12 protein-coding genes are annotated in these 12842 nt (G+C 69.9%); 7 read left to right on the top strand and 5 right to left on the bottom strand.

Annotated elements, in window-relative coordinates; translation table 11 throughout:
• Window positions 1–5: 5 nt before the first annotated feature.
• On the bottom strand, window positions 6–725 hold the full coding sequence (locus tag PPSIR1_RS02025; RefSeq protein ID WP_006969307.1) for a hypothetical protein: 720 nt from the start codon (window positions 723–725) through the stop codon (window positions 6–8).
• Between the two features lie 118 nt (window positions 726–843).
• Here PPSIR1_RS02025 and PPSIR1_RS02020 point away from each other — a divergent pair, with 118 nt between their 5' ends.
• The 7 genes from PPSIR1_RS02020 (at window position 844) to PPSIR1_RS01990 (ending at window position 8720) form a co-directional block, all read left to right on the top strand.
• A complete protein-coding gene (locus PPSIR1_RS02020) occupies window positions 844–2202 on the top strand; it encodes an FAD-binding oxidoreductase (RefSeq protein ID WP_006969306.1) in 1359 nt (452 codons plus the stop codon).
• Window positions 2203–2258: 56 nt separating this feature from the next.
• On the top strand, window positions 2259–2894 hold the full coding sequence (locus PPSIR1_RS02015; RefSeq protein WP_006969305.1) for a TetR/AcrR family transcriptional regulator: 636 nt from the start codon (window positions 2259–2261) through the stop codon (window positions 2892–2894).
• A 15-nt stretch (window positions 2895–2909) separates the two neighbouring features.
• The gene (locus PPSIR1_RS02010) at window positions 2910–3938 is read left to right on the top strand and encodes an oxygenase MpaB family protein (RefSeq protein ID WP_006969304.1); all 1029 of its coding nucleotides are present in this window, start codon (window positions 2910–2912) and stop codon (window positions 3936–3938) included.
• A gap of 397 nt (window positions 3939–4335) precedes the next feature.
• Window positions 4336–5109: a Coq4 family protein gene (locus PPSIR1_RS41580; protein ID WP_086000927.1), complete on the top strand. Its 774-nt coding sequence runs from the start codon at window positions 4336–4338 to the stop codon at window positions 5107–5109.
• Entirely contained in the window at window positions 5106–6026 is a 921-nt protein-coding gene (locus PPSIR1_RS02000) for a TylF/MycF/NovP-related O-methyltransferase (protein ID WP_006969300.1), read from the top strand. Before PPSIR1_RS41580 ends, PPSIR1_RS02000 begins: the two co-directional genes overlap by 4 nt.
• 4 nt (window positions 6027–6030) lie before the next feature.
• Entirely contained in the window at window positions 6031–7311 is a 1281-nt protein-coding gene (locus PPSIR1_RS01995; RefSeq protein WP_006969299.1) for a lysophospholipid acyltransferase family protein, read from the top strand.
• A gap of 197 nt (window positions 7312–7508) precedes the next feature.
• Window positions 7509–8720 carry an FxLYD domain-containing protein gene (locus PPSIR1_RS01990; RefSeq protein ID WP_157595123.1) on the top strand — a complete coding sequence of 404 codons (1212 nt, stop codon included), beginning with the start codon at window positions 7509–7511 and terminating at the stop codon, window positions 8718–8720.
• Between the two features lie 150 nt (window positions 8721–8870).
• On the opposite strand, the gene PPSIR1_RS01985 is transcribed toward PPSIR1_RS01990, so the two are convergent.
• From PPSIR1_RS01985 to PPSIR1_RS01970, 4 genes are all read right to left on the bottom strand, one after another.
• On the bottom strand, window positions 8871–9608 hold the full coding sequence (locus PPSIR1_RS01985) for a hypothetical protein (protein ID WP_006969297.1): 738 nt from the start codon (window positions 9606–9608) through the stop codon (window positions 8871–8873).
• Between the two features lie 314 nt (window positions 9609–9922).
• The gene (locus PPSIR1_RS01980; RefSeq protein WP_006969296.1) at window positions 9923–10993 is read right to left on the bottom strand and encodes a DUF2169 family type VI secretion system accessory protein; all 1071 of its coding nucleotides are present in this window, start codon (window positions 10991–10993) and stop codon (window positions 9923–9925) included.
• The gene (locus tag PPSIR1_RS47295; protein ID WP_006969295.1) at window positions 10984–12021 is read right to left on the bottom strand and encodes a hypothetical protein; all 1038 of its coding nucleotides are present in this window, start codon (window positions 12019–12021) and stop codon (window positions 10984–10986) included. Before PPSIR1_RS47295 ends, PPSIR1_RS01980 begins: the two co-directional genes overlap by 10 nt.
• Window positions 12021–12842, bottom strand: coding sequence for a hypothetical protein (locus tag PPSIR1_RS01970; protein WP_006969294.1), 822 nt, complete (start codon window positions 12840–12842; stop codon window positions 12021–12023). The genes PPSIR1_RS47295 and PPSIR1_RS01970 overlap by 1 nt, the downstream gene beginning before the upstream one ends.

Below are 12842 nucleotides of genomic sequence, written 5' to 3'. Positions count from 1 at the left end.
AGCGCTCAGCAAAACGCCCGGTCGATGGCCTCGGTGACCGCCCGCTTGGCTCCGCCGCGGAAGAAGCCCCCGTGGGCGCCGAGCATGTGGTCGAAGTCGCGGTCGAGCAGCGCGCGGAAGGTAGGCTCGATCGAGCCGCCCTCGGGCGTGGCCGAGCGCAGCCACGGAGGCCCGACGAGCATGCGCAGGGAAAAGCCCATCTGCGCCGCGCCTTCGCTCATCCCCGGGCTGCAGTTGCTCCAATCGTTCCAGTACTGCAGGGCGTCGCAGGTCAGCAGCACGCCGCCGTCCTGGTCGAGGATCAGCGCGCACTCGGGGAAGGTCGCGCCCTCGAACACGTGGACCGCGGCCCCGGCGAAGGGCGGGCTGTCGGGGCCAAACAGGGCGTCGGCCTTGGGCTCGGCGTAGTGCTGCTCGCCGGGGAGGCAGCAAAATTGCGCGCCGTGGGTCTCGACGTAGTAGCGGTCGTCCAGCCCGTGGAAGTTGCCGATGCGCACGACCCGGGCGATGTCGCCGAGCTCGAGCAGCGCGCGCTCGCCCTCGGGGGACAGGCGCACGGCGTTGATCAGGTTGAGCTCGCGCCCGCGCCTGACGATGGCCATGTTGCGGCTGAGGAAGCGGCCAGGGCGGAACTCGACGCTGCCGTGGACCCAGTAGAGGTCGGGGAGCAGGGCCTGGATGGGGTCGTGGTGCGTCGGGGCGGGGTAGGGGAGGGGCGCGCTCATTTTTTGTACCGTCTCGCAGTAAAATAGCGAGACGATAATTTTATGCAAGTCGGTATTTTAAAATTCGAGATCCGGCGTATGTGGCCGTGCTAACCTGGGCCTGGACGCCGAGCGAGCCATGCCCGACACGCCGAGCCCCATCCGCAACTGGAGCGACTCCCTCGAGACGCGGCCCGCGGCGCTCGCCCGGCCCACGAGCGTCGAGGAGGTCGTCGAGATCGTCCGCGACCGCGCGCGCTACCCCTCGCCGCTGCGGCCCATGGGCAGCTACCACTCGACCACGGCTTGCGCCGTCGCCGACGGCGGGACCCTCGTCGACATGCGCGGCCTCAACCGCGTCCTCGAGATCACCGAGACCCGCGTGCGCGCCGAGGCCGGGGCCGAGTACATCGACGTCGCCGAGGCCCTGCGCGCGCGCGGGCTGGAGTTCCACGTCGCCCTCGAGATCGGCAACATCACCCTGGGCAGCGCGGCCTGCTGCGCGACCAAGGACGGCTCTTACCCGGGCGAGGCCGGGCAGGCCGGGGCCTTCGTGAGCGCCGTGCGCATGGTCGACGCCGAGGGCGAGCTCGTCGAGATCGGCGAGGACCAGCCCGAGCTGTTCCGGGCCCTGCGCTCGAGCTACGGCCTCATGGGCGTCATCGTGGAGGTCACCTTCCGCGTCCGGCGGGCCAAGCCCGTCGCGGTGGTCCACCGCAACTACTCGACCCAGGCCTTCCTCGACGCCCTGCCCGAGCTGCGCGCCAGGGAGGGCTCCCTGGCCTTTTACATCTTCCCCTTCGCCGACCGGATCACCGCGCAGCTGCGCGGCCCCGCCAAGGCCAGGGCGTGGCGCAACCCCTTCGTGTGGCGCGTGCGCAACTTCGGGGTCGCCTACGCCGTGCCCCTGTTCGTCCGCGCCCTCGCCCTGGTCCCTGGACGGGGCCTGCGCCTGGCCGTCATGCGGGCCTTCGACGCGATGTCGCGGCTGCTGCTCGCGCTCACGCTCCGGGCCCGGAGCACGCGCGCCTCGGACCAGATCACCCGCTACCGCTACCGACCCAAGCTGGCCTGCTTCACCTTCAACATCTGGGCCTTCCCGGAGCAGGACTACCCGGACACTCTCCGGGCCTACCAGACCTTTTGCCGGGCACACCTCGAGGTCCACGGCTACCGCCCCGAGCTGCTGACCGTGGGCTACCGCGTGAGCCCCAGCCAGCACGCGCTGTTGTCCTACTCCTTTGAGGGTCCGGTGCTGACCATCGACCCCGTGGGCTTCGCGGGCCCGGACTGGGACCGCTTCAACGCGGCGTTCAACATTTTTTGCCACAGCCACGGGGGCAAGCCCTTGCTCAACCAGAGCCCCGCGCTGACGCCGGAGCAGGTCGAGGCCGCGTTTGGCGAGCGCCTCGCTCAGCAGCGAGCGGCCGTGCGCGAGGGCGATCCGAGCGGGCGCTTCACCAACCCGCACTTCGCCCGCCTGCTGCGCCTCGACTAGCTGGTGGGGACGGCGGGGGTGGACCTCTGCGCACTTTTATGCCAGACAGTATATTAATGACCCGCCCCCGAGGACGCCCGCGGCAGTACGACCCGGACACCGCCCTGGACGCCGCGATGCGCCTGTTTTGGGAGAAGGGCTACGCGGCCACCAGCCTCACGGACCTGTGCGAGGTGACGGGCATGAAGCGGCCGAGCCTCTACGCCGCCTTTGGCGACAAGCACGCCATCTATACCCAGGCCCTCGAGCGCTACGAGGGGATGATGCGCGACTCCATGGGCCGGGTGTTGATGGGCGAGCCCGAGCTCGAGCGCGCGCTGACCAAGTTCTTCTTCGCGGGCCTCGACCTTCACTTCGCCAGCAAGGACGCCGCCAGCGAGGCGCCGCAGCTGGGCTGCATGGTGGTCAGCACGGCGGGGGCGGTGGCGGCGAGGGACGAGGTCGTCCGCGAGCGCATGCGCGGCACCATCGGCCGCCTCGACGGGCTGCTCGGCGAGCGCATGCGCCAGGCCGAGGCCGCGGGCCAGATCCCCGAGGGCTCGGCGGGTCCGCGAGGGGCGGTGGCGGTGGCGGTGCTCCACAGCCTCTCGGTGCGCGCGCGGGCGGGCCACAGCCGCCGCGCGCTGCGGAAGTTCGCGCGCGAGAGCGTGGCCCTGCTCGTCGGCGGGGCAGGGGAGCGGCAGGGAGGGTGATAGCCTGGGCCTGCGATGGCCCACGAGTGGACCGACTCCCTCATCGACGAGCTCTTGTTGCAGATGGACCCCAGCGCCGACGCGGTCGCGGCCGCGGTGCTGGAGTCCGGGCGCCTCGACGCGATCAACGCGTTGATGCGGACCCTGACGCACAACCTCGAGCCCGTGCCCGAGGAGCTGCCCGAGCCGGTGCGCGCCTACTTCGAGGACACCGACGACCTGCCCGAGTGGGCCGAGCCCGCGAAGATCGAGGCCGGCGAGACCCTGTTCGTGCGCTACGGCGTGCCGGCGATGCAGTCGCTGCTCTACCGCTCCTTGCCCGAGTGCTACGCGGGCGCCGACGGGGCCGACGTCCTCCACCGCACCGGCCGCCTCGACGTGCTGACCCGCCAGCGCGTGCTCGAGACCGTGCACTTCACCGTCGACGTCATGAGCCCCGGCGGCCTGGGGCCCGAGGGTCGGGGCGTCCGCTCGGCCCAGCGGGTTCGCTTGCTGCACGCGGCGATTCGCACCCACCTGCTCGAGGGGGACAACTGGGCCCTGCCGAATCGCTCGCCCATCAACCAGCTCGAGATGATCGGCACCCTGGGCGGCTTCTCGATCCTCGTCCTCGACACCATGCGCCGCTTCGGCGTCGACCTGAGCAAGGACGAGTGCGACGCCTACATCCACTGCTGGAACGTGGTCGGCTACATCATGGGTGTGCGCGAGGACCTGCTCTTTCATGACCTGGAGGACGGGCTGGCGCTGTGGGAGCGGATCCGCGAGGTCGAGCATCCGCCCTCCCTGGCGGGCGAGGAGCTGACCGCGGCGTTGCTCGCGTTCGCCAACGGCTCGTCCCCGGGCGATTGTTTGACGGCATCAACGCGACCATGCTGCGCTTCGCGTGCGGGGACGCGGTCGCCGACACCCTGGGCGTGCCGCCGGCGAACTGGACGCGGATCTTCCTCGGTCGTTATCGCCGACTGGTCAGCGTCGCCGACGGGCTCCAGGATCTCGGGCCCCTGTCCGCCCGGGTCGCCGCATGGTTTGGGCACCGGCTGATCCGCGGCTTGCTGGGCCTGCCGCGCGTGGGCACGCGGCCCAGCTTCGACCTCCCCGATCAGCTGCGCAACGACTGGAAGATGCCGGCGCGCCAGCCCAGCTGAGCGGTCGGGGGGCGGCCCTCGCAGGTCGCGACGAGGGCGCTGCGAGACTCGCAGCTGTGGTGCTCGTCTCGCAGTCGTGCTTCGAGCGCAGCAAGGCGGTGCTCGCGTGGAGGAAGGCGGGGGTCGCGTGACGGGCCGGTAGTTCGAAGGCGAGAAGCGCTGGTTGGGTGCGGCCGCCGAGTCGCGCCCTTTCGCGCGTCGTGGGGGCGCGACATTCGTGCGCCCGAGAGCCTGGTGTGGTCATTGCAAATCGTCATCCCCGCACTCGCCGTGTCGAGTCGACTCGCCCAGCCATGCGCGTTTCCCCAACTCCAATCCGAGCCCCGAGCCTGCTCGCGCGCGCGCGCGCCGTGCTCCACCACTGCTCCCGCGTGCTCTTCCTGAGCTGGCCCGACTACAGCTTCGACGACCTCGCGGGCATCCAGGACAACCTCGACGGGCCCGCCTTCGCCGAGGCGGCCGCGCACATGTGGGCCGACACCGAGGGCCAGAGCCTCATGGAAGATCGGGCGCTGCTGACCTGCGCGGCCGCGGATTGGGAGTACTTCAGCCGCCTGCCCATCGACAGCTTTGGCTACACCGTCTGGCACCACTTCTACGTCAACGATCTCATCGAAGACGTCGAGCTCCAGCCCTCGCGGCTGCGCTGGGACGACGACACCGAGTACGCCAAGGCCCGCTACCGCTCGAGCCACGACATGCGCCACATCTTCCTGGGCCTCGGCACCGAGGTCTACGAGGAGGTCAGCCTGCAGACCTTCCAGTATGCCCAGCTGCCCCAGAAGCTGTCCGCGCTGGTGGTGTTGTTTGGCGCCCTCAAGCTGCTGGCCACCGGCACGAGCTGGCGCCAGCTGGTCTCCCTCGTGCCCCTGGCGTGGCGCTCGGGGAAGGCCGCGCGCTCGCTGCACTGCGTCCGCTTCGAGGCGCTGTGGGAGGTCCCCCTCGACGAGCTGCGCGCGCGCTACGGCGTCGTCCCCGTGGGCGACCGCTACCCCGTCGCGCGCCGCCACCCCGACGCCGCCAAGTTCCGCTCGCCCTACGCCACCCAAACCCGGAGCGCCGCATGAACGCCCTGATCTCGACCCCCGCCCCGTCTACCTCTCAGACCCTCGCGCCCGCCGTGGAGGCGCTGTTTCGACGCCTGTCGCCGATCCGCTACCGCTCGCCGCTTCGCTACCCTCGCCTCGTCGCGCAGATCCTGTGGCGCAAGCGACGGGACCACGCCGCGCTCAGCCAGAGGATCCAGGCCCTGATCGCCGCCGAGGGTCGGGCGCTCGCGCCCGAGGTCCTCGACACCTACCTCGAGAGCGTGCTGATGCTCCACTACCTGCAGCTCAGCGGCGTCCAGGTCTACTCCATGCTCAAGCCGGAGCTCATGGACAGCCTCGCCCGCGAGTGCGCGGCGGTCGTGGGCGCGGGCGTGGACGGGGACATCGTCGACGTCGGCGTGTGGAAGGGCGGCAGCAGCATGATCGCCAAGGCCGTGCTCGAGAGCCTGGGGGACGGGCGGCGCGTGCTGTGCCTGGACCTCTACGACACCATGGATCTGCGGGTCATCGACGACGAGGACCCCGTCGACGACCGCATCATCGTCTCCGCCCTCGACCTCGCCCGGGAGTATTTCGGCACCGAGGGCGTGCGGACTTCGGTGCCCGAGATCCGGGACAATTTCCGGGCTCTGGGCGTGGGTCTCGACGGGGTCGAGTTCGTGCGCGGCAACTTGATCGCCCCCGATTTCCCCTTCGACGCCGTCGGGACAATCGCGCTCATGCGCATAGACTGCGACTTTTACACGGCGACCAAGAACACCCTCGAACACCTCTACCCAAAAGTGCAGCGAGGAGGCACCATCATCTTCGATGACTACTACCTCGAGGGCTTCGGCGAGCGGCGCGCAGCGGACGAGTTCCGCGCTCGCGTCGGTGACGGCCGCCCCCTCGAGCGCGTGGGGCAGAGCGCCGTGTGGCGCCTGCCGAAAGGGTAGCAAGATGCCTGACGGATCCCCTCTCTCCCATCCCGAGTTCGAGTCCCCTGGCGAGGGGCGGCGACGCCGATTTGGCTTCGAGGGGCTCGAGCCGTGGCAGTGGTTCATCTACCGCGGCACCTGGCTGGCCATCTCCCCGTTGATCGGGCTCCTGCGCCTGCGCGGGCAGGGCCACCGCGACATCCCCCGGCGCGGCCCCATGCTCTTGCTGCCCAACCACTGCACCATGATCGACCCCTTCATGGTCGGGTGGCTGCCGCTGCGGCCGAGCCGGTTCATGGCCAGCGCCCAGCCCCTCACAAAGCCCCTGCTCGGGCCGTGGCTCAAGGCGCTGGGAGCCTTCCCCAAGCACAAGTTCGTCAAGGACCGCGCGGCCATGGAGGAGCTGCAGCGCCTCTACGACGACGGGCACATGATCGTCATCTTCCCCGAGGGCTCGCGCTCGTGGAACGGGCGCACGCTCGAGGTCCGCGAGGGCATCGGCCGCCTGGTCAACCGCATCGACGCCGAGGTCGTGATCGCCCGCATGGTCACCGCCCACTACCTGTGGCCGCGCTGGGCTCGCTACCCTCGCTTCGTCCCGACCCACATCGAGTACGAGGGCCCGCTGCGCTACCCCGCCTCGACCAGCCCCGAGGCCATCACCGAGGACATCCGCCAGCGCCTGACCTGCACCCAGCGCGTCCCCGAGGGCGCGGTGACCCTGGGCTGGCGCATGGCCCACGGGCTGCCGGCGTACCTTTGGGCGTGCCCGAGCTGCTTCGCCCAGCACGGCCTGCAGGTCGTCCGGCGCCGCGGCAATCGAGTCGCGTGCAAGAGCTGCAAGCGCGAGTGGCGGGTCCGGGTCGACACCCGCCTCGACGCCGTCGGCGACCACGAGAGCTTCGAGGACGTCGCCAGCGCTCACGATCGCATCGTGGAGTTCTTTGGCCCTCGCCCGGTGATCGACCGGGAGCGCTTCGCCCGGGACGGCGTCGCCCTCGAGGTCCAGCGCTCCCGACTGCGCCGCGCCCGGGACGATCGCCGGGGCTTCGAGGTCGTCGCCGAGGGTCCTTTGCGGCTCACCGCCGAGGGCATCGAGATCGGCGCTGGGGGTGACGACGCGCCCACGCGCCTGGCCCACGCGGACCTCGTCGCAGTCAGCGTCGAGCTGGGCAACAAGGTCCAGCTGCGCACGGCCGAGGGGCTCTACCGGCTCGAGGTCGAGCAGGTGCTCGAGTGGGGCCACTTCATCCACGAGTGGCGTTGCTCGGTGCAGGGGCTGCCGCGCTCGCCCCTGGGCTGAAGAGATCTCTCCTCGTGTAGCGAATGAGCTGGCGCACCCATTCATGGGTGGGCGCCAATCGCCGATGCGCGCCCGTTTGCGGGAGTGTCTACATCGACTTGCGCGATTCACGATTCCGCGCTGGCGGAGCTAGCTTCCTGGCCGTGAAACGCACTCAAGCACTCGTTGTGGCTCTCCTCGTGGGCTCGAGCGTCGGCATGTCCGGCTGCTCGATCATCGTGGACATCGTCAACAACAGCAAGGCCAAGAAGGCTGAGGAGGAGGCCGCGGCGGCCAAGGAGGCCGAGCTCGCCAAGGCCCGCGAAGAGCTCGAGGCCATGCGCCAGGGCGCCATCGACCCGGCCGCGACCCCCCAGCAGGTGTGGGACTACAGCCTGGCCCTCGGCGAGGTCTACGACGCCAACGAGCAGGACGCGATGGGCGTCGACGGCTCGTGGCTGACCGAGCTGGAGACGGCCCTGACCCAGCGCCTCGACGGCGCCGGGGGCCTCAGCGCCGACAACTCCCTGCTCGGCTACTCCCTCGCGCAGGTCTACCTGTGGACCGAGCGCCCCGACGAGGGCGCGGGCACCCTGCTCGAGTTCGCCAAGCTCGGCGGCGAGGGCCCGATGACCTCCGTCGAGCTGTTCGACAGCATCGCCGGCCTGCCGCCCAGCGACGTGACCAACGCGGCCGTGCTCGAGCTGTGCCCCACGCTCCGCCCCCAGATCGAGGGCGTCAACGGCTTCGTCTCGACCTGCCTCGATCGGGCCGGCGGCGACATCAGCAAGCTCAGCTGGGAGGGCGTGCTCGCCGACCTCGAGAGCTACGCGCGCAGCGGCTACGCCAAGGGCCCCGCCGCCGGCACCTTCACCTACCAGTCGAAGGTCAAGGGCTACAAGAAGACCTTCTGGGCCCTCGGCTTCGTCGAGAACACCTCCGGCGTGTTCCTCGAGAACCCCAAGGTCACGGCCGTGCTCGTCGACGAGGGCGGGGCCGAGCTCGGCACCTTCCAGGGCTACGCGATGATCGACGAGCTCGCCCCGGGCGTCCGCGCCCCGGTCTCGATCCTCGTCAACGACCCGCCCAAGTACGCCGACATCCGCTACGAGTTCAACCCCGAGCAGGCCGACTACCTGTCCGACCCCGTCGACGGCCTGCGCGTCGAGGCCCTCCAGCCCCGCCGCAAGCGCTACGGCTGGAAGGTCGAGGGCAAGGTCCTCAGCGAGGCCAGCAAGCCCGCCCAGTTCGTGAAGGTCGTCGTCTCGGCCCTCGACGCCGACGGCCAGCTGGTCGGCGCGACCTCGACCTACATCGACGAGGACAAGCTCGAGCCCGGCGGCGAGGCGCGCTGGAGCACGACGTCGATGGACACGGCGCGCAAGCCGGTGAGCTTCGAGTATCAGGTCACGGCCCGCGTGGCGGACTGAACTGGTGTTGATGGAGGAGTCCTGCGCTGCGGTGGCGCTGGGCTCCTCGTTTGGTTTGGAGGCGAGCTTCGACCCTCGGCGCGAGCGCGCTCGGGGCGGGTCCGCCGCGTCGTCGCGCCTGGTCTCCGGTCGCCCCGGCGCCCGCGGGGCTCACCCCTCGGGTCGCGCCAGCAGCTCGCCAAACTCTTCGGCGAGGATGTCCTGGTCCGTCGCGCGTCGCCGCTCCAAGAGGTCGAACCAGAGCGCTTCGAAGCGCTCGATGTCCCGGTCGACGCGCGCGAGGATGACCAGCGCGGGGTAGCTGTAGACTCGGAAAGTCTCGTCATCTCGCCGTCGAACCAGGAGCTCGTCGTCGCTCAGCTGCGCGAGCTGATCCATGTTGCGCATCCAAGGGGAGCCGTCCTCGCCCATGACCTCGAGCTCGAGGAGGTAGCGAAACGCGTCGGCGAAACCCTCGCCCCAGGCGGCGTCGCGCCCCGCATTGAGAGGGCTGCCGTGAAAGGAGCCGTGGAAGAGCTCGTGGGCGATGACTCCCGTATCGTCGGGGGCGACGGGGATCTCGATCAGGCCGTGATCCCACCACAGCGCGCGGTCGCTGGCGATCAGCAGGCGCACCGGCTTCCAGCGCTCCACCCCGCCAGCGAAGCGCACCGCGTGGGGTTCGGCCGCGGTGTACATCACCCACAGCCGCTCGCGCAGGGCTCGATCCTCGAGCAGAGGCAAGAACGCGGCCTCGTCGAGGCGCCAGTCGGTCGAGCGCTCGGCTTGTTCGGGGCGCCCATCGGACGAGCCTCGAGCTTGCTCGGGGCAGCTCGGCGCGATGGGCCGACTCGGAGCGCAGCCCCCCAGGCACGCGAGGGCGAGCGCGAGGGGCGAGGTTGGGCTCACGACCGTGCAGGCCGCGCGGCGTATCCTCCCCAGCGGTGGTTGGGAGCGTCCGGAGACCATGGGCGGATACTCGCAGCGTGGGTGTCGTTTGCCAAGCGCTCTGAAGACCGCGGCCGCTCGCCAGGGGACCGGTATGGGCGCGCTGATCCTCGAGCTCGTCCTCGCCAACGGTGAGGCCTGGTCGTGGTGCTGGCCTTCGATTGTGTTGGCGTCAGCGCTTGTTCCAGCGCCATCGCAGACCGGGCGCTCGTCGGTCGACGCGGTGGTCGCTCGGACAGAGCCTCTTTGCGTGGCTCGCAGGACCTCGTTCGTCATCAGGTCGCCGTGGAGTCGACGAGCTCTGCGAGCGACGAGAAGTAGGGCTTGCCGCTCTGGCGAGCGCGGTAGAAAGCTGGCGACATCGGGCCGAAGAGGACCTCGTCGATTTCGGAGAGGTCCCCGCGCAGGGGGAGCGAGCTTCGCCAGCAAAGCGTCAGCACGCCGGCGTCGCCGTCGATCCAGATCGTATCGAGCTGGGCTTCGCTAGGGTGGCGGCTACCGTCACGCCGCCCAAACTCGACGGGCATGGGGCAGCCAGGCAAACGCAGCTGGGTCAGTCCGGAGGCGGTGAGGTTGACCAGGGTGAGGCGCTCGCCGCCTCGCGGGTACTCGAGCTGTTGGTCACGCGGGGCCGACTGGAAGTAGGCGTAGTCGAAGTCTGGCGGCAAGAAGGGCGCATGCTGCTCGCGCCAGGTGGCGTCGTAGGTCCCCGCGAGGGGGCGCCGAGCTAGCCACCCACGGCCCATGGGACCATAGGCGACGGGGCGGTGCGTCGCGCTTGGCGAGCGGACGGGATCGTCGAGGGCCTCGAGCGAGGGCGCGGCGCGGCCGTCGACCTCGGCGCGGTTGCTGGCAAACCCGACTCCAACGGGGTTGGGCGCGTAGCCCTCGCCACCAAAGGCCTGGGCATAGCTCAGCGGTGTTCGCTCAAACGCGAGGGGGGGCGTCAGGCGTACGCCACCCAAGCTCGCGCTCCATTGCCGCGGGCCGAGGACGCGGGCGCGCTTGTCGATGCTGCCGAGACGGAGCGCGACCTCGCAGTGCGTCGTGGGTCGCCCCGCCGGGGCGTACGCGGAGCCCACGAACAACACGTCGCACCGGGGCTTGTACGCGGCATAGTCGGCTTCGCACCAGGGGGCGCTCAACCCAGGTTCTCCGAGGAATTGATCGACCTCGACGAGGGGGCGCTGTTTGTCTCGGGGAGCCAGCTCGAGCGGGACTTCGCCGGGTTGGGTCGGATCGAAGACATGGCTTTGCTTGCCGACGACGACCAGGCGCTCGCGGCCATCGGGGTCGGTGGCGACGGTGTAGCCAAAGGCTCCGTGGATCGTGTGCCTCAGCTGCACCGCGTCACCTCGACGAGGGCGGCTCCGCGCCCCCCGCTGAAGTTCGAGGCCGTGCACAGGACGCGCGGTCCAGGGAGGTAGCCTCGAGCGCTCGCTTGGGCGGCCCAGATGACCTGCGCAAGGCCTGCCGCGGCGCCGACATGGCCGAGGGACTCGGCAGGGAGCCACTGGGGGAGCTCGGCGACGGGGGCACGGAGCGATCGCGCGAGCAAGAGCATCTGCTCCTTTGCCCCTGCGTGGGTGCTGGGGTTGTCGGACATTCGGAGGTCGACCTCACCGAGGTCTGCGTGCGCGCCGAGGGCTCCAGCGACTGCGTCACGGAGGCCATCGCCACGGAGCGGAGCGGTCGGATCCTTCGCTGACGCCTCCTCACCGAAGCCGAGAGCGAGGAGACGGGCTTGGGTGAACACGCGCGGGAAGACCCCTGGAGCCGCGAGCAATAGCGCCGCTGCGGCTTCACCAGGAATGACCCCGTGCGCCCTTTTGGTCTGGAGGGGCGTCTGCTCTGACAGCCACAGGAGCGAGCGTGCGTCGAGCCAGGAGTCGAGCGCGAGTACGATGCACGCGGGAGAGTCTCCGCCTTCGAGCAGCTCCCGCGCCCGCGCCATGGCCCGGAAGCCCGAGGGGGCGCCGCCGAAGAAGAGCTGGCTCCGCGGTGCGTCGCTCCGCGCTCCAAGGATGGCGATCGCTTCGTCTAGGACTCTTGTGGCCAAGCGTTCATCGCCGCCGCGGCGGGGGCGCTCCAGAAACCCGACGAGCAGAGGGAGCTTCGGGACTTCGAGTTGACCGAGCAGGCTCTCGTCGAGGAGGGGGGCGAGCGCGCGGCTCAACATCCACTCGAGCCGGAGGCGGATGCTCCGAGACTTGGGGACGCGCGAGATCGCAGAGCAGACAACAGGCGTACCCGCGGGGCCGAGGAGCTCGCTCTCCTCGAACACCCGCAAGCCCGCGCGCATCGCCGCGCAGGCCGGGGCCGCAGCCAGGCCCACGGGGCACACGAGGTTTGACGCGACGATCGCGGGCTGCATCAGTCGGGGATCCTGTGGCCCCAAAAGTAGCGGACGCCGTGCTCGTAGCGCTCGGCCTCGGGGCTCTCGAGGAAGTCTTCGAGGATGGCCCGGATCTTCAGCGGGTTGGCGTGTCGGTCCTGGTAGCCTGGAGACAGGTCGATGCCGGTGGAGCCTTCGAAGCTCTGGCGAAGCCGAGGCCACTCGCCGCGGCGGTCCCAGTCGCCGAGGAGGTCGATGAAGGACTCGGCCAGGTAGCGAACACCGAAGAGCTGGCCGTAGAGGGCGGTCGCGCTGGGGCTGCCAATGCGGTCGATGAAGCCTGGGAGGAAGGCCTCGACCTTGGCGCAGTAGAGCTCGCCGTCGTCGTCGTGTTCGTCCCAGTCAGATAGTGGCCCCCATGCGGGCTCGAGGACTTGCGAGACCATCAAGGGTAACGCCGTAGCGAAAGTGCCACCGTCATGGCGACGTGCGTAGAGTTCCAGGACATCGGGCATGAATTGGAGCATGCCGGTTTGAGCGAGGGCCTGTGCAACTTGTGCGGGGTACTCTGGGTGGACCGAGTCCAGGGCATCGTCGGCGAGAGCCCGGAGCGCAGAGGGGGTGCCCGCGTCGGTCAGCAAGTAGAGAAAGCACTCTCGCATCATCCCGCTGGAGCTACCCCTGGCGAGGGAGATGAGTTCGTTGAGCTCTCCGAACTCGCCCGCTGCCAGGCTTTTCAGGTGTCGTTGTAGCAGGCGCCATGCGGGGTGGAGCTGCGTGTTGGTGGGCATCTCTGCGCCATGCAGTGAAGGCGTGAAGTAGCCCCGGTTCCCCCAGTCGATCTGGTAGCTCGCGTACAT

It is taken from the genome of Plesiocystis pacifica SIR-1, assembly GCF_000170895.1.
In the GTDB taxonomy this organism is placed as follows: domain Bacteria; phylum Myxococcota_A; class Polyangia; order Nannocystales; family Nannocystaceae; genus Plesiocystis; species Plesiocystis pacifica.
This window is presented reverse-complemented; position numbering and strand designations above follow the sequence as displayed.